This is a genomic window from Deltaproteobacteria bacterium CG11_big_fil_rev_8_21_14_0_20_49_13, assembly GCA_002796305.1.
Taxonomy (GTDB): domain Bacteria; phylum UBA10199; class UBA10199.
Genome location: PCWZ01000059.1, coordinates 21,952 through 38,195, shown reverse-complemented (window position 1 = coordinate 38,195; position 16,244 = coordinate 21,952). Strand labels below are relative to the sequence as shown.

The following is a 16,244-nucleotide window of genomic DNA, read 5'->3' as shown; positions in this document are numbered from 1 at the left end:
TCCTGAGCCTGTCGAAGGACGAACCGTTATAAATCAACGTGTTGCAATTTTCATGGTTCGACAAGCTCACCATGAACGGAGGTTTTTAGAGATGCCCTGATATTATTGGCGTATTTATGGACGTCGCTGTTCTGCAGAAGCTCAAGATAAACGCTCGTTTGCGGGGAGCTTATTAATTGACCTCTTATATTTATCCTGTTAGAACGCGCGGGCTGACATGAAAACCGTCGGATTCATAAGCCTTGGGTGCCCCAAGAACCTGGTCGACAGCGAGGTGATGCTGGGGCTCCTTGAAAAAGCGGGCTACAGGATAGTTCAGGACCCATCCGAGGCGGAGGTGCTTATCGTCAACACCTGCTCGTTCATCGAAGACGCGAAGAAGGAGTCGGTGGATACGATATTGGAGATGGGGGAGTATAAAAAGAGAAGTCAGAGATCAGAAGTCAGATGTCGGAAAAATCAGATTTCCGACCTCCGGCTTCCGACCGCATCTTACGGCAAGTGCAAAAAGCTGGTCGTCGCCGGATGCCTGCCTCAGAGGTACAAGGGCGAGCTCGCAAAGCTCCTCCCCGAGGTCGATCTTTTTGTCGGCACGGGAGAATACCAGAACATTGTCGAGCTCTTAAATGGAGCATCTCCCAACTTACGCGCTTCCAAATATATTCACAACGCCAGGACCCCGCGCAAGATCGCCACATCCAGGCACGCGGTCTATATAAAGATAGCCGAAGGATGCTTTCACGACTGCTCTTTTTGCATCATTCCAAAGATCCGCGGCAAGTTCAGGAGCAGGCCCATAAACGACATCGTAAAAGAGGCCGCAGCCCTTGTAAAGAACGGCGCCAAGGAGCTAAACCTTATAGGACAGGATACAACATCTTACGGGCGCGACCTGAAAGACGGTTCGGACCTTTCGGCCCTTTTGAAAAAGCTCTCGCAAATAAAGGGCGATTTCTGGATACGCATCATGTACGCCTACCCCACGAGCATCACATCCGAGCTCATGGAAGCCATCGCCGACCTGCCCAAGGTATGTAAATATCTCGATGTCCCCGTTCAACATATAAGCGACCGCATATTGTCGCTAATGAGACGAAGGGAACGCGGCACGGACATCAGACGGTTGATAGAAGAGCTAAAGAAGAAGATCCCCAAGGTGACATTAAGAACGTCGCTCATCGTGGGCTTCCCCGGCGAGACAAAGAAGGATTTTGAAGAGCTCCTCAGCTTTGTAAAAGAGGGGTGCTTTGACCGCCTGGGTGTCTTTACCTATTCCGAAGAAGAGGGAACAGGCGCCGCAAAGTTAAAAGGACACGTTTCGCAAGAGATAAAAAGAGAGCGGCAGAAAAGAATAATGGAGGCCCAAAAAAAGATATCTCTGGCAAAGAATAAAAAGCTCATCGGGTCCGATATGAAGGCGATAATAGTGGGTGGAGATAGCGAATTTATTTATGCAAGAACACAAAGGCAGGCGCCCGATATAGACGGGATAGTCAAGATAAAGGCGGGCGCCAAGGTGAGGATGGGTGAATTCTCCGAAATAAAGATCATTAAAGCCGATGAGTACGATTTAACAGCGTATGTCATTGCGAGGGTGTAAGCCCGAAGCAATCCCCCTCGGGAGATTGCTTCGCTTACGCTCGCAATGACAGTAAATTATGCTTCGATCTGAATTCGACAATCTCACCCGCTGGGACGGAAAAGAAAAGCCGTTCTACGAGGTCTATTATCTGAAGCTCAACGACCCGCAATATAAGGTCGGCCTGTGGCTTCGTTACACCTTCCTTTCCCCGACGGAGGGAAAACCGTCGGCCTCTCTCTGGGCCTCGTTTTTCAGCGCGCAGCATCCGGAGAAGAATATCGCCCTCAAAGAGACCGTTACGATGAAAGAGGCCGTCTTTCTAAAGGGAAAGCTTTCGCTCGATATCGGCGGGGCCCTGCTCACCAACTCTTCCGCTTCGGGCGCCATAAGAGAGGAGAAGGGCGCCATCTCCTGGGACATACACTGGCAGCCTCACGAAGAGTCTTACCGTCACTATCCGTGGCCGCTTTATTATCTTCCATGGCCAAGATCCAAGGTGGTCGCGCCTAACTTAAATGTGCCGGCGTTCGGATGGTTTGATGCGAACGGCGTCAAATATCAGTTCAGCACCATCCTCCATCAGGGTCATATCTGGGGAAAGTATCATACCGACAAATGGATATGGGCCAATTGCGGGATCTTTAAAGAGGACCATTCGGCCGTCCTTGAACTCCTCTCAAAACCCCCTTTAGGCCTTGGGTTTTTAAAGGTGGGTGGTGAAAAGATACGCTTTCGCTTCAAGTGCGACTACGCCTTCAACGGTTGTAAGTTCGAGGGGAGCAAAAAGAACGTCAGGGTCTCGGGGAGGATATCCGCCGACCCTGCGAGCGTGCTGGGTATCACATACGATGACCCCAAAGGGGACAAACGATACTGCTATAACAGTAAAGTTGCCGACGCCGTCGTTGATATCGAGAGAAAGAGCCGCGGCCGGTGGGTGCACGATAGAAGATTGACTTCTACGGCAACAACTGCCTATGAGATGGTCCTGTCAAGGCCGCTAAGCGCTATCAGGCTTTCAATATGACAATTGTTTCACAGAAAACGATAGACCAGCTTCTCTCAAAGGTGAGGCGTCCTTCGCGTTATATCGGTGGTGAAGTGAATTCTTATAATAAGCCATGGGACAGCGCTCATGTCAAATGGTGCCTTGTTTTTCCCGATGCCTATGAAATCGGAATGAGCCACATAGGCCTTCAGATAATCTATGACGCCCTTAATTCCGAAGAGGGCCTTCTTGCCGACCGCGCTTTTGCGCCATGGCTCGATATGGAAGCGGCCATGCGTGAATTAAATGTGCCGATGTGGGGGCTGGAGAGCAAGCGCCCTCTAAAGGAGTTCGATATCATAGGTATAACTCTTCCCTACGAACTGACCTATACCAATATCCTTACAATGCTAGACCTCGCCGGTATTCCTTTTTATGCAAAGGACAGAGGGGAAGAATATCCCCTGATCATAGGCGGCGGCGTAGGCGCGTTCAATCCCGAGCCCGTGGCCCCGTTCTTTGATGCGATTGTTCTGGGGGACGGTGAAAGAACGGCGGTGGAAATCAGCAAGACGAAGAACGAAGGACGAACGACGAACGACGAATTGCTTGGCAAATTGTCAAAGATACGCGGGGTTTATGTTCCGAACCGTGGAGAGGAAAACAGGGGTCAGAGGTCGGAGGTCAGAAAGATCCAAAAGGCAATTGTTGCCGATATCGACGGCTCGCACTTCCCGAAAAAATGGGTTGTCCCGTTCATGAAGATAGTGCACGACCGCGTAGGCGTTGAGATCCAGCGCGGATGTAACAGGGGCTGCAGGTTCTGTCAGGCAGGATATATCTACAGGCCAGTGCGTCAGCGTTCCCCGGAAACGATAAAAGAACTTGCATGCGAAGGTCTTGATCTTACCGGTAACGAGGAGCTCTCTTTTATCTCGCTTTCGGCCGGCGATTATGAAGGGCTCGGAAATATCGTGAAGGAAGTTTCGGAAAGGGAATCGGGCAGGTGGACGAACATAAATCTTCCGTCGCTTCGTGTTGAAACCCTTACTCCGGAACTCCTGAGCGTACTTAAGCGTTCGCTTCACGGAGGTTTTACAATAGCCCCAGAGGCCGCAACGGAAAGGCTTCGCAACGTTATCAATAAACAGAACACCGAAGAAGAGCTCCTCAAAACGGTTGAAACGGTATTCAAGACCGGCTGGCGCCAGCTAAAGCTCTATTTCATGATAGGCCTCCCGACAGAAACGATAGATGATGTGAGGGCGATAGCCGATCTTGTGCTAAAGGCCTATGACGCCGGAAGAAGGATAAGACACGATATTACAATAACCGCGAGCGTTTCGACATTTGTCCCAAAATCGCATACTCCCTTTCAGTGGGCGCGCCAGTTGACCCTGGAAGAGACGCTTGAGAGGCAGAACCTTCTGAAAAAGCTGATACCAAAAAAACGCGGACTTGAGCTCAAATGGCACGGTGCAAAACTCAGCCTTCTTGAAGGGGCTTTTTCGCGCGGAGACAGAAGACTTGCCGAAAGGATAGTCTCCGCCTGGAACAAAGGCTCGCGCTTCGATGCGTGGGACGAGTGTTTCAAGTTCGAGAACTGGGCGGATATCGACTTTACTGATTATCTTCGCGAAAGAAGTACGGATGAAGAGCTTCCATGGGACCATCTTTTTGCCGGGCTCGATCGCGATTTCCTAAAGAGCGAATATCAAAAGTCGCTAAATGCGGAAGTTACGCCCGATTGCATAAATAACAAGTGCACGAATTGCGGGGTCTGCGATTTTAAGGATGTGAAAAATGTGATCGTATGTCATTGCGATCTGTCGGTTTTGTCGACGGCGAAGCAATCCAGTGCACTGGATTGCTTCGGTGGGGCGCCTCGCAATGACAATATAACGCAACTAAACTTCACCTTCATCAAAACAGGCGTAATGCGCTGGGTTTCGCATCTGGAGCTCATGCATCTCTTCCGCCGCGCTTTTCGCAGGGCGGGCGTCCTCGTAAAATATTCCCAAGGGTTCAACCCCCATATGAAGTTGTCGCTCGAACGGGCGCTAAAGGTCGGTGAAGAGGGTTTGCAAGAAAAGGGAAAGGTAGAGATATCAGATGCAGGCAACTTAGATGAGTTGATGAATAAGATAGAACTTCCGGACGGCATCAGGATAACCGGCTATTCGGCTAGCACTCGCTAGGCATCGCAACGACCGGAACGATCTCTTCTTTAATATCCCTGCCGTCGGCAGATTCGAACTTGCTTTTGATAATGAATGTGGTCGCCGGGCTCATTTTGAGAGCATCTTCGCAACTTGGCATCGTGAATTTGATCTTTATCTCTTTATCATCTGAATCGGGCGGGATATTGCATTTTACATCAAGGAAGAGCGTGCTACACGACATCCCTTCCGGCGCGGTTATCTTTATGTCAGTGCTTCCGGAAGGCACAGAGACCGTCAATTTTCCCAAAGCTTCGTCACCTGTTTTTGTTGACCTGTATTTATTTACCTTTGTTACAAGCGTTATCGTTTTGTCCAACGCGGTGCCTGTAAAACTTTCGGTATGTTGTTCGATCGCCACTTTAGGCTTTGTCCACTTAATGACCTGACCCTTCATTGATATGGTGTTGTTATTAGGGCAGATGGCCTTGGGCGCCAGATCTATTGATTCTGCCGCGGACGTGTCTGTAACCACCAAGTTGGTCTTTATCTTGCATATCTTGTCGCTTGTTATGTCGTAGTTGGGGAGCTTCACCATGTTCGCCTGGGGGATCAATGCGGAGACGTCGAGTACGCCGCCCACGGACTTGATCGCCGCCTCATCGCTTGAAACCGCCATGTTCGCAGGCAGGACGAGGTTCAACGGTTTGCATGAGCACGGATAGAATAATTCCGCCGTGAAAGGGACTCCTATTTCCGCCTCTACTTCGGGAGGTGTGGGAAGCTGATCGAGCGTAGCTTCGAAACCCATGGCAACAGGAACGTCAGATTCGACCAATCCCCATCCGGATGCGTTATTGCATGTCTTGAGCGATCTTGTTTCGTCGGGGCTGTCGGGCTTGCTTGTGCCGGTTTTTGTGCATATGCCACTTATGCATTTCAGTCCCGTAGAACATTCCGAATCGTGTTCGCAGGAACTTCCAGCCCCTATGGTTGTGCACTTTCCGGAGCTGCATGTGAGTCCTGACTTGCAGACAGAGCTGCTGTCGCATGCGCCGCCTTCGTCGACAGAGCCGTTCCCTATTTTCTTACAGATGCTCGCCTGACATGAAAGCCCTGTGTCGCATTCAGCGTTGCTGGTGCATGGTGCATTCTCCTGCAGCACCCCCTTTTCGGCGAACGCCTTTGTTGCGGTAGGTTTCTGGTTGGGATTCTGGGCCGGCGCACTTTCAGGGGCGGTCCCAGTTGTTGCAGGTTTTATTATGTTAACAATGGCGGCGTTCACATAGTTCGTCGATTTTACCTCGGTGCAGTAGTAGCCCTTTTCGGTGATATCAAAATTAAAATGGCCGAACTCGTCGGTCACACCGCTTGTGTGATCGAGTCCGTCCTTTGTTACCTTGTAAAGAACGTTACTTATCCCTTTCTCGCTCTCCTGCCTTATGTTGTCCCCGTTCTTGTCAAGGAAGACATAGCCCTCACCACCATTTTTGCAGGCGACCACAAAAACGAGCCCTAAAAGGATTATATAGCGACGCATAATCCGTATAATACCATATCTCACTGAATAATCAAAGAATTTTCTTTACTATAGAAAGGTGGAAATGTATCTAGACCCTGTTTGTGTCATTCCCGCGTAAGCGGGAATCTAGATTGTGTAAACGAGGTCCCCGCCTTGGCCTCCGGAAGGCAGGTTTTTGCGGGGGCGACAATTATTTATGCCTAACGAACTTATAATCAATTCAACCCTCGGTGAGACCCGCGTTGCAAGGCTTGAAAACGGCTCGGTCGCGGAATTCTATGTAGATCGCGTCCACGAGGCCGACATTGTAGGTAACGTCTACAAAGGCAGGGTTGTCCGCGTGCTTCCCGGAATGCAGGCGGCCTTCGTTGATATCGGTCTTTCGAGAACGGCCTTCCTTCACGTTTCGGACTTTACCGGTCACGAAGACCTTGATGAAGGGATAAAAGAGGCGGCAAAAAAATCCAAGATACAGGACCTTTTAAAAGAAGGTCGCGAGATACTGGTTCAGGTCGCCAAAGAGCCCATCGGCACAAAGGGGGCACGTATCACGTCATTTGTCTCTCTTGCCGGGAGGTATCTTGTATACATGCCAACCGTTGAGCACATCGGCATCTCAAGGCGCATAGACGACTCAAAGGAGAGGGCGCGGCTCAAGGATATAGTAGAAAAGTTCAAGCCTAGGGAGAGCGGATTTATCATTCGCACGGCAAGCGAAGGTGTTTCGCTGAAAGAGCTTAGGGCGGATATATCCTACCTCGCAAAACTTTGGAACGACATGGAAGAGCGTTCCAAAAAGGCAAAGGCCCCGTCTCTTGTCCATCAGGAGCTCGATGTTGTCCTGCGCGTCGTACGCGACATGTTCACGGCAGACATTGAACGGCTGATAGTAGATTCAAAGGATGATTTTGATAGGATAAAAAGGTTCGTAGACAAGTTCATGTCGGGCGTTAAGAGCCGTGTTGAATATTATGACGGCAACGAACCCATTTTCGATAAATACGGGATAGAGGTGGAGGTAACAAGGGCTCTCGGGCAAAAGGTCTGGCTCAAGAGCGGCGGCTACATTATCGTTGAACAGACAGAGGCTCTCACGGTGATAGACGTCAATACCGGAAAGTTCGTAGGCAAACGCAATTTGGAAGACACCATCCTTCGCACGAATCTTGAAGCTGTGCGCGAGGTGGTCTATCAGTTAAAGCTCAGGAACATAGGCGGCATCATTGTGATAGATTTTATAGACATGGAGAAACATGCCAACCGCTCCAAGGTCTTCAGCGCGCTCAAAGACGCGCTTAAATTCGACCGCACCAGAACGACCATCACAAAGATATCCGAACTCGGTCTTGTTGAAATGACGCGCAAACGGACAAGGGATGACCTAAGGAATATGCTGACCGATCCATGTCCATATTGCGACGGCAAAGGTTACCTTAAGAGCCCGACCACCATCTGTTATGAGATATTCAGGGACATAATAAGAGAGGCGTCCCGCACAAAATCGAAGCAGATCACGGTTCATGCCAATCCGTCCGTTGCAAATGTGCTATATAATGAAGAGAGAAAGTTTGTAGAAGATCTCGAGAAAAACCTCAAAAAGACCATTGTTATCAAAGAGTTGTCTGAATATCACCAGGAGCAGTTCGAGATTTCCGACAGGTGATTCTTGCCGTAGGCAGGAGTCATCCCCTGTGTTTTTAACCCTTGACTTTAATAGGGTTTTTGGGCTAGTAACCGCCCACGTTTTTAAGGAGAGAGATATGTACGCAATTATTGCAACGGGCGGTAAACAGTACAGGGTAGAGAAGAGCCAGATGGTCACGGTCGAAAAATTGACCGGAAACGTCGGCGACAAGATCAATTTTGACCGTATCCTTTTAGTAGGCGGCGAAGGCGATATCAAGATTGGAAAACCTTATATCGATGGAGCCACGGTCGAGGCCGAGATCGTGAAACAGGGTCGCGAAGCCAAGATCCTTGTAATGAAAAAGAAGAAGCGCAAAGGTTACAAGAAGTCGCGTGGTCACAGACAGTGTTTCACGGGAGTCAAGGTAACTAACATCAGCGCATAAACAGAGGTGATTTATGGCAGAAGGCGCAGAGAGAAATAGTAGAGACAGTCACGGACAAAGAAGAGGCGTAAAACATTATGCCGGCGAGACCATAGGCGGCGGATCTATAATAGTCCGTCAGTGCGGTACAAAGATACACGCGGGCAAGAACGTCGGTCAGGGAAGGGACTTTACCCTCTATGCAAAGGTCGCCGGCGTTGTGGAGTTCGTCAACAGGCTTAACAAGAAGTTCGTGAACGTAAATCCAGTAAAGAGCAAATAATTACATTAGCATATAGGTGCATAAGTTTATAAAATATACCCTCGAGAGCAACCTCGGGGGTTTTTTCTTATGAAATTCATCGATGAAACAGAATTGGAAGTCTTTGCCGGAGACGGCGGAAGGGGATGTGTAAGCTTTCGGAGGGAGAAGTATGTCCCCAAGGGCGGCCCCGACGGCGGCGACGGCGCCAAGGGCGGCAACGTCATCTTCAAGGCGGACGGCGGCCTTACAACTCTTTTAGATGTTAAGTTGCGCAAACATATTCGCGCCCCAAACGGAGGCCATGGAATGGGAAGCCAGATGAACGGTCGTTCCGGAAAGGACGCCATACTTTCTGTTCCCATCGGGACCATTGTCAAAGACATTGGCACCGGTGAAGTGATCGCCGATATCACAAAACACGATGAAGAGGTCGTGGTTGCGAGAGGCGGCAGGGGCGGCCTTGGTAATATGAACTTTAAGACAAGCGTCAATCAGGCTCCAAGAAAGGCCCAGCCCGGCGAAAAGGGCGAGGTGAAACGCCTTTCGCTGGAGTTAAAGCTTCTTGCCGATGTCGGCCTCGTAGGTTTTCCGAACGCCGGCAAGTCAACGCTCATCTCGGCCGTCTCCAACGCCAGACCAAAGATAGCGGATTATCCATTCACCACAAAGACGCCATACTTGGGCGTTGTGAGGCATAAGGGAAAAAGTTTTACGGTTGCGGATATCCCGGGTCTTATTGAAGGCGCTCACAAGGGGATGGGCCTTGGCATAAGGTTTCTAAAGCATGTGGAGCGCACAAGACTTATCGTTCATCTGATTGATGTCACTAATCCCGAAGTCCCCGACCCCATGGAAGCCTATAAGATAATAAGGCATGAGCTCAAGAACTACAGCGAAGGTCTGGAGAAGACCCGTGAGATAATAGCGGTGACAAAGATAGATATTCCGGAAGTCCTGCCTCTGGCCGATAAATTCAAGAAAGAGATTTCAAAAAAGGGGAAAAATGTGGTAGAAATATCGGCAGTTGCGCATAAACACCTGGATAAATTGCTGGATATGATAATCCATAGCCTAAATGAGGTAAGTAAATGAGAAAGACCGACCCCACTCTGACATTTGCAAAAGATGTTGCAAGGGCCGCCGCCAAGATAAAGGCGCACGGCCTGAAGATATTGGACCTGAGGCATCTTTTTACCTTTGCGGATTATTTCGTGATAGCGAGCGGTAATTCCGACCGTCAGGTAGGGGCGATAGCCGATTCAATAATATTTGAGATGAAGAAGCAGGGGAAGACACCTATAGGTGTCGAAGGCTATCAGCATTCACAGTGGATCATTGTGGACTTTGGAGACATTGTTGCCCACGTTTTCTACGGGCCGATGAGGGAGATATATTCGATCGAAAAATTGTGGGCCGATGCGAAAAAGGTCAGGGTCCCGAGCGAAAAGCGAAAGAGTGCGGTTAAGAAAGAGAAGAAAGGTAAAAAGAAATCCTGAGGGACACGCTTCCCATGGCGGACGCCTCATAAAAATGTGAGGTTATCAGCCATAGCGACGATGAAGCACGTCCCTATCTGGGGAGATCGCCTTTGGCGATTACGAGACATGAAACCGGTAATACTCATGATATTGGACGGCTGGGGATATCGCCCCGACAAGGATGGTAACGCCATCGAGACCGGCAACACCCCCAACTGGCATAAGTTAATAAAAGATTGGCCGAACACCTTGATCGCCGCATCCGGACTTGCCGTCGGGCTTCCCGAGGGGACGATGGGAAATTCAGAGGTTGGTCATTTGAATCTGGGCGCCGGCCGCGTCGTTTATCAGGAGTTCACCCGCATTAACAAGGCGATAGAGGACGGGAGTTTCTTCAAGAATAAAACCTTGAAGGGAGTCTTCGCCGATCTCAAGAAGAGTGGCGGAGCGATTCATTTAATGGGGCTGGTCTCTGATATAGGAGTTCATTCGCACCTGAACCACATGTATTCCCTGATGGATTTTGCAGTGAAAGAAGGGATAAAGAATATTTTGATCCATTGCTTTACCGATGGGCGTGACTCTCCGCCGGATAGCGGTGTAAATTATATTAAGTGGATAGAAGAGAGAATAGCGAAGCAGGAGGCAGGAGGCAGGAAGCAGGAGATCAGGATTGCCACAGTCATGGGCAGGTACTATGCCATGGACCGCGATAAACGCTGGGACAGGGTGGAAAAGGCCTACAACGCGATAGTCGATGGCGCTGGCGAACATGAACAGTCCGCCGTTAAAACGATGGAAGATTCCTACAAGAAGGGCGTCACCGACGAGTTCATCTTGCCGACAGTGATCTGTCATTCCTGCGAAAGCGGGAATCCGGCAAATGCAGGAAAACCCCGCTTGCGCGGGGATGACAGGGTTATTAACGACGGTGACGCCGTCATTTTCTTCAACTTCCGCTCCGACCGCACAAGAGAGCTCACGCGTGCCATGACGGACGAGAAGTTCGCAGATTTCAAGCGCCGCATGCCAAAACTCACAGCGTTCGTTACCATGACCAGGTATGAGGAGGATTTTAAGCTCCCCGTGGTATTTCCGCCGGAACATTTGACCAATATCTTAGGCGAGGTGATATCAGAAAAGGGCCTTAGCCAGCTTCGTATAGCCGAGACAGAGAAATATGCCCACGTAACGTATTTCTTCAACGGCGGCGAAGAAAAGAAGTTCCCCGGCGAAGAGAGGGTGCTTATCCCTTCTCCAAGGGATGTCCCAACCTATGACCAAAAACCCGAAATGAGCGCATATGCAGTTACAGATGAGCTCGTTAAGCGTATCGAATCGGATAAGTACGACGTCATTGTCGTCAACTACGCAAATCCCGACATGGTTGGCCACACAGGGGTGATGGAAGCGGCCGTCAAGGCGGTCGAGACGGTTGATAAGTGCGTCGGTCGAGTGGCCGAGGCCGTTCTAAAGGTGGGCGGCGCGATGATGATAACCGGAGATCATGGCAACTGCGAAGAGATGTATGACTCGCGCCATCTTCCACAAACAGCCCACACAACAGACCTCGTCCCCTTCGTCCTTATCGGCAAGGGTCTGGAAGGATCAAAGCTTCGGGAAAAGGGCGGCGCCCTTTCTGATATTGCGCCTACAATGCTTAGACTTTTGAAGATCGAGCAATCTGTCGACATGACCGGAACTTCACTTATTGAATAAGCGTGAACATCTTATCCTCGATATTAGACGTGATTTTCCCGCCAAAATGCATTGTGTGCGATGATCTCCTTGGCGTTGAGGCGGAGCCTGTCTGTAAGAGCTGTCACGCAAGGATCAACTGGCTCGATTCGAAATTTTTCAGTCCCGAACTTAAAAAGGCGCATTTTGATTCCGCGCTCTCTCTGGCCTCTTATGAGGGGGCATGGATGGATGTCGTTCACAATTTTAAATACAACAAAAGGACCGACCTTGCAAAGAGCTTGGTCATGCTGCTTTCCCGCAAGGTCAACTATGAATACGACCTAGTTGTCCCTGTGCCGCTTCATCTTGAAAGACTGCGTTCGCGCGGATACAATCAATCGGCGTTACTGGCCAAAGAGCTGGCAAAACTTTGCGGATTTAAGTACGACCCGGCGCTTCTCAAAAGAACTAGAGAGACAATGGACCAAGTGGGTCTTACAAGGAGAGAGCGGATGGATAACGTTAAGGACGCCTTTCATGGACACGCACTGAATTCAGGATTAAGTGTGTGTCCCGGGGGGGATATGCTTCTGATCGACGACGTCATGACCACGGGCGCCACCGTTAACGAGTGCGCCCGCGCTCTTAAAAGATGTGGCGCCGGCAGGGTTGATGTGCTAACAATCGCAAGGACATTATGAGCCACTTAGACATAGCCATTGAACTTGCGAAAGAGGCCGGGGCCATTCAGCACGATAATTTGGGTAAAATGCACGATATCGAGTACAAGATAGAGACAGATATCGTAACCGACATCGATAAGAAGTGCGAAAAACTTATTGTTACCCGCCTTCAAAAAGAATTTCCCGGCCACGATATTATGGCTGAGGAGGGAACAGGAAACCGGCTTAAGTCCGACTACCGCTGGATAATCGACCCGCTCGACGGGACGCTTAACTATGCCCACGGATACCCTCTTTTTGCGGTATCTATCGCACTTGAATATAAAGGCTATGTTGTCCTAGGCGTGGCATATGAATCAAATCACGATGAGCTCTTTGTCGCCGAAAAAGGTTCGGGCTCGACCCTTAACGGCAGGCGTATAAAGGTGTCCGAAACAAAAGAGCTAAGGAAGGCTTTACTTGATACGGGTTTTGCGTATAATAAAAGCAGAGACGAGCAGAAGAACAATGCCGTACATTTTTTGAACTTTTTGGACAGGGCGGCGTCCATCAGACGCGACGGCGCGGCCGTGACCGATCTCTGCTCTGTGGCGTGCGGCAGGTTCGACGGTTTCTGGGAACTTTATCTGAAGCCTTGGGACATTGCGGCGGGTCAGTTGATAGTGAAAGAGGCGGGAGGGAGCGTTACCATGTTCAACGGCGGCCCTCTTGACATATACGGAATTGAAATATTGGCGTCAAACGGCCGTCTTCACAAGGAGATGGTCAATGTACTATGTCTGAAGAAATAATTAACGCGAGTGATGTCTGTTACAGGGCGTTCGAACTTTTAAAGACAAAACAGTTCGAGGACGCGGAGAAACTCCTTTCCAACTGTCTTACAAAAGTTACCGATGACGTTTCGATGGGGCTTTTTCATTCGACATTAGGCGTTCTTTATAAGATGAAAGGTGAGTTCAAGACCGCATGGCGGCACTACGAGCGTGCGGAAAAGCTCATCCCAAAAGATCCTGCGCTAAAGCTCATCTCGGCGCGCCTGCTTCTGGATGAATTCTCCGAGTTTGACCAGGCCATCAAGAAGGCAAAAAAAGTGCTTGAGATAATCCCCGACAACCCCGTCTTTAGACATCAGGCTTATATAACGATAGGTCACGCATATTTAAAGAAGGGGAGTAAGAAGAAGGCGATGGAGGCTTTGGTAGGTTCTATGGAAGGCGACTTCGACGGGTTCATTTCATCAAAGAACATTGATTTCACTCTATGTGAGGCGATCTTAAAGAAGGGGACGGGCGAACCGGAGGTGAGATTGTTCTTGGAGAAGGCCTTCAAGTTAGCTGAAGGATGTAAAGAGGCGCAGTGGCAGGAGACGATAAAGAAGATGCTCGATGCCTTCTGAATGCCTGTCATCCCCGCGAAAGCAGGGATCTAGTCTACTAAGGGGATTCCCGCTTTTGCGGGAATGACAATTCCAATGTTTATCGATACCCATTCACATCTGACATTTCCCGACTATGATAAAGAGCGGGAAGATATCATCAAGCGGGCATTTGAAGCCGGTCTTGAATATATAATCAATATAGGCTCCGGAGCCGGGCTTGAGGACAATTTCAAGTCGCTCGAACTAGCAAAGAAGAACGACAATATATTCTCGACCATCGGTTTTCATCCGCACGATGCCGGTAATATGCTTCGAGCGAATCCGTCGCAGACGGATGAGTCGAGAAGTTCTCGACCCTGCTCGAACAATAAGCTTGGGGATTCTTTAGAACTAATAGAAAAGTTGGCTGAAGACCCGAAGGTTGTCGCGGTAGGCGAGATCGGTCTTGATTATCACTACATCTCAAAAGAAAAAGATCACGAAAAGCTCAAAAAGGACCAGATCGAGTGCTTTTGCGCTCAAATTGCACTTGCCAATAAGTTAAGGTTGCCGGTCATCATACACGACAGAGAGGCGCACGACGATACCGTGTTCACGTTAAGAAAGAACCGCGCCGCCAACTGGGGCGGGGTGATGCACTGTTTCAGCGGCTCCACCGTCCTTGCAAAGAGGGTGCTTGACCTTGGATATTATATCTCGGTAACCGGGGCGGTCACCTTCAAGAAAAAGTCGGAAGAGTTGCAGGCGGTGGTCAAATACGTGCCGGTAGAAAAACTTCTTATCGAGACCGATTGTCCGTTCATAGCCCCCGAACCTTACAGGGGAAAGCGAAACGAGCCAGCCTACGTTGTAGAGGTGGCCAAGAAGATAGCCGGGATAAAGAAATTATCGCTTGAAGATGTGGGGCGTATCACCTCCCTCAATGCAAAAAAACTGTTCCACCTAAAGGGCGAGATCCCCGATGCAAAGATAGTGTATCCCATCAGGAACTCTCTCTATCTCAACATAACGAACAAATGCACGCTTGCCTGCACCTTTTGTCCAAAGAGGAACGCCACCTTTGAAGTGAAGGGGCATAATCTGAAACTTTCGCGCGAACCCGACATTGAAGATATATTCAGGGCAATGGGAGACCCCAAGGGTTTCGAAGAGGTGGTCTTTTGCGGGTTTGGCGAACCTACGCAGAGGTTCGAGATTTTGAAGGTCATCGCCAAAAGATTAAAAGAGGACGGGATAAAGGTAAGGCTCAATACCGACGGCCTTGCGAACCTTATTCATCAAAGGAACGTCCTGCCTGAACTCAAGGGCCTTGTTGACTCGATATCGGTCAGCCTTAACGCGCACAATGCGGACGTTTATTCAAAGATATGTCCATCTAAATATAAGGCGGAGGCCTTTAAAGAGGTCTGCGATTTCATAAAAGAGGCAAAGAGATACATTCCATCCGTAACAGCGACCGTTGTTACATGTCCGGAAGTGGATGTTGAGGTCGCAAAGGATCTCGCCGAAAAGGAACTTGGGGTCACCCTCTGCGTCCGCGAATATCAAGATGTTGGATAACGCAGACAAAAACAAAAAAGGCAACCGCTCTCTCGAGTGTGGTCGCCCTTTTCGTAAAACTTTTTCCAAATATTAAGTTCAATATACCCAGCTCTTCAGCTGTTTACCTGGCTTGAACCTGGGGACGTTCGCCGCCTTGATCGTGATCTCAGCGCCGGTCTGCGGATTACGGCCGCGACGTGCTTTTCTCCTTGCCACGTAGAACGTACCGAAACCTGTCAATGTGATCTTGTCCTTCCTCTTTAAGCACTTGGAGATGTTGTTGATCGTGTGATTCAACACCTTCTCTGCTGTTGCCTTTGAGGTCTTGCAATCCTTCGCGATGTAGTTAATGAGTTCTGCTTTTGTCATTTGTATTCACCTCCCTTCTGTTTTGGATTTTAAATTTTTGAAAACGATTTTTAACTCCCCCCTCGCCCGTTGCGGCGGGCACTTCTTAAAAACCGCGCCTGAATAAATTTTTGCAACCCGATAACTTGCTGATATATAGTACATGCGGTCTTGCCGTGTCAAATAAAATTTAATGTACGTCCCACGCCGTTAAAGCGGAAGAAGGTTTTTTAAAAAAGTTGTTTTGCGCTTGCAAGAAACGGTCCAAAGAGCATAAAAAGTGAGATATGAAAAAAAATAAACCATATGGGGAGAGCGTGCTTTTATATCCCGGAATAACGTTGCGTGTGGGGTCAATTATGCAGGTTCTGTCGCCGATATCCACACCAAAAAAACAAACTGTGGATAAGCTTGTGGATAAGGGGGCAATGGTAGTCGATTCAGTCAAGAATAAGCGTCCCAGAGCAGGTTGCTCAAGAAACAAGCAGTAAATATCTTTATAATCTATGGTGTTGCGCTAACATGCTATTTTGTGGCAAACCGTCGGAAATGTGTTAAAAAGTACCTA

At 49.3% G+C, this 16,244-nt stretch carries 16 protein-coding genes; 14 read left to right on the top strand and 2 right to left on the bottom strand.

Annotated features, from left to right (window positions below):
• The first annotated feature begins 217 nt into the window (after nucleotides 1-217).
• From rimO to COV46_05690, 3 genes are read left to right on the top strand one after another with little or no spacing between them, the layout of a single operon-like run.
• A complete protein-coding gene (gene rimO / locus COV46_05700) occupies nucleotides 218-1,600 on the top strand; it encodes a 30S ribosomal protein S12 methylthiotransferase RimO (protein PIR17122.1) in 1,383 nt (460 codons plus the stop codon).
• Nucleotides 1,601-1,658: 58 nt separating this feature from the next.
• Nucleotides 1,659-2,609: a hypothetical protein gene (locus COV46_05695; protein ID PIR17121.1), complete on the top strand. Its 951-nt coding sequence runs from the start codon at nucleotides 1,659-1,661 to the stop codon at nucleotides 2,607-2,609.
• On the top strand, nucleotides 2,606-4,768 hold the full coding sequence (locus COV46_05690; protein PIR17120.1) for a B12-binding domain-containing radical SAM protein: 2,163 nt from the start codon (nucleotides 2,606-2,608) through the stop codon (nucleotides 4,766-4,768). The genes COV46_05695 and COV46_05690 overlap by 4 nt, the downstream gene beginning before the upstream one ends.
• On the opposite strand, the gene COV46_05685 is transcribed toward COV46_05690, so the two are convergent.
• A complete protein-coding gene (locus COV46_05685; protein ID PIR17119.1) occupies nucleotides 4,755-6,269 on the bottom strand; it encodes a hypothetical protein in 1,515 nt (504 codons plus the stop codon). The two genes, COV46_05690 and COV46_05685, sit on opposite strands and share 14 nt — an antisense overlap.
• A gap of 178 nt (nucleotides 6,270-6,447) precedes the next feature.
• On the opposite strand from COV46_05685, the gene COV46_05680 reads away from it, so the two are divergent.
• The 10 genes from COV46_05680 to COV46_05635 all read left to right on the top strand — a co-directional run bounded on the left by COV46_05680 (nucleotide 6,448) and on the right by COV46_05635 (nucleotide 15,346).
• A complete protein-coding gene (locus COV46_05680) occupies nucleotides 6,448-7,914 on the top strand; it encodes an Rne/Rng family ribonuclease (protein PIR17118.1) in 1,467 nt (488 codons plus the stop codon).
• Between the two features lie 97 nt (nucleotides 7,915-8,011).
• On the top strand, nucleotides 8,012-8,323 hold the full coding sequence (rplU, locus tag COV46_05675) for a 50S ribosomal protein L21 (protein ID PIR17117.1): 312 nt from the start codon (nucleotides 8,012-8,014) through the stop codon (nucleotides 8,321-8,323).
• 13 nt (nucleotides 8,324-8,336) lie between these two features.
• A complete protein-coding gene (locus COV46_05670; GenBank protein PIR17116.1) occupies nucleotides 8,337-8,585 on the top strand; it encodes a 50S ribosomal protein L27 in 249 nt (82 codons plus the stop codon).
• A gap of 69 nt (nucleotides 8,586-8,654) precedes the next feature.
• Entirely contained in the window at nucleotides 8,655-9,659 is a 1,005-nt protein-coding gene (locus COV46_05665; GenBank protein ID PIR17115.1) for a GTPase ObgE, read from the top strand.
• The gene (gene rsfS, locus COV46_05660) at nucleotides 9,656-10,063 is read left to right on the top strand and encodes a ribosome silencing factor (protein PIR17114.1); all 408 of its coding nucleotides are present in this window, start codon (nucleotides 9,656-9,658) and stop codon (nucleotides 10,061-10,063) included. Before COV46_05665 ends, rsfS begins: the two co-directional genes overlap by 4 nt.
• A 108-nt stretch (nucleotides 10,064-10,171) precedes the next feature.
• Complete coding sequence (locus COV46_05655) at nucleotides 10,172-11,764, top strand: phosphoglycerate mutase (2,3-diphosphoglycerate-independent) (GenBank protein ID PIR17113.1); 1,593 nt, start codon at nucleotides 10,172-10,174, stop codon at nucleotides 11,762-11,764.
• 2 nt (nucleotides 11,765-11,766) lie between these two features.
• Nucleotides 11,767-12,426, top strand: coding sequence for a hypothetical protein (locus tag COV46_05650; GenBank protein ID PIR17112.1), 660 nt, complete (start codon nucleotides 11,767-11,769; stop codon nucleotides 12,424-12,426).
• Nucleotides 12,423-13,199 (top strand): inositol monophosphatase, encoded by a 777-nt coding sequence (locus COV46_05645; GenBank protein ID PIR17111.1) that lies wholly within the window; start codon nucleotides 12,423-12,425, stop codon nucleotides 13,197-13,199. Before COV46_05650 ends, COV46_05645 begins: the two co-directional genes overlap by 4 nt.
• Nucleotides 13,184-13,804, top strand: coding sequence for a hypothetical protein (locus COV46_05640; protein ID PIR17110.1), 621 nt, complete (start codon nucleotides 13,184-13,186; stop codon nucleotides 13,802-13,804). Before COV46_05645 ends, COV46_05640 begins: the two co-directional genes overlap by 16 nt.
• A gap of 63 nt (nucleotides 13,805-13,867) precedes the next feature.
• On the top strand, nucleotides 13,868-15,346 hold the full coding sequence (locus COV46_05635) for a radical SAM protein (protein ID PIR17109.1): 1,479 nt from the start codon (nucleotides 13,868-13,870) through the stop codon (nucleotides 15,344-15,346).
• Between the two features lie 78 nt (nucleotides 15,347-15,424).
• Here COV46_05635 and COV46_05630 read toward each other — a convergent pair whose 3' ends face one another.
• Nucleotides 15,425-15,697: a DNA-binding protein HU gene (locus tag COV46_05630; GenBank protein ID PIR17108.1), complete on the bottom strand. Its 273-nt coding sequence runs from the start codon at nucleotides 15,695-15,697 to the stop codon at nucleotides 15,425-15,427.
• A 266-nt stretch (nucleotides 15,698-15,963) separates the two neighbouring features.
• On the opposite strand from COV46_05630, the gene COV46_05625 reads away from it, so the two are divergent.
• Nucleotides 15,964-16,167: a hypothetical protein gene (locus COV46_05625; GenBank protein PIR17107.1), complete on the top strand. Its 204-nt coding sequence runs from the start codon at nucleotides 15,964-15,966 to the stop codon at nucleotides 16,165-16,167.
• Nucleotides 16,168-16,244: the final 77 nt, after the last annotated feature.

Bases quoted from the DNA above. Each gene is read 5' to 3' on its own strand.
- rimO (PIR17122.1), top strand. From the start codon at position 218: ATGAAAACCGTCGGATTCATAAGCCTTGGGTGCCCCAAGAACCTGGTC.
- COV46_05695 (PIR17121.1), top strand. From the start codon at position 1,659: ATGCTTCGATCTGAATTCGACAATCTCACCCGCTGGGACGGAAAAGAA.
- COV46_05690 (PIR17120.1), top strand. From the start codon at position 2,606: ATGACAATTGTTTCACAGAAAACGATAGACCAGCTTCTCTCAAAGGTG.
- COV46_05685 (PIR17119.1), bottom strand. From the start codon at position 6,269: ATGCGTCGCTATATAATCCTTTTAGGGCTCGTTTTTGTGGTCGCCTGC.
- COV46_05680 (PIR17118.1), top strand. From the start codon at position 6,448: ATGCCTAACGAACTTATAATCAATTCAACCCTCGGTGAGACCCGCGTT.
- rplU (PIR17117.1), top strand. From the start codon at position 8,012: ATGTACGCAATTATTGCAACGGGCGGTAAACAGTACAGGGTAGAGAAG.
- COV46_05670 (PIR17116.1), top strand. From the start codon at position 8,337: ATGGCAGAAGGCGCAGAGAGAAATAGTAGAGACAGTCACGGACAAAGA.
- COV46_05665 (PIR17115.1), top strand. From the start codon at position 8,655: ATGAAATTCATCGATGAAACAGAATTGGAAGTCTTTGCCGGAGACGGC.
- rsfS (PIR17114.1), top strand. From the start codon at position 9,656: ATGAGAAAGACCGACCCCACTCTGACATTTGCAAAAGATGTTGCAAGG.
- COV46_05655 (PIR17113.1), top strand. From the start codon at position 10,172: ATGAAACCGGTAATACTCATGATATTGGACGGCTGGGGATATCGCCCC.
- COV46_05645 (PIR17111.1), top strand. From the start codon at position 12,423: ATGAGCCACTTAGACATAGCCATTGAACTTGCGAAAGAGGCCGGGGCC.
- COV46_05640 (PIR17110.1), top strand. From the start codon at position 13,184: ATGTCTGAAGAAATAATTAACGCGAGTGATGTCTGTTACAGGGCGTTC.
- COV46_05635 (PIR17109.1), top strand. From the start codon at position 13,868: ATGACAATTCCAATGTTTATCGATACCCATTCACATCTGACATTTCCC.
- COV46_05630 (PIR17108.1), bottom strand. From the start codon at position 15,697: ATGACAAAAGCAGAACTCATTAACTACATCGCGAAGGATTGCAAGACC.
- COV46_05625 (PIR17107.1), top strand. From the start codon at position 15,964: ATGAAAAAAAATAAACCATATGGGGAGAGCGTGCTTTTATATCCCGGA.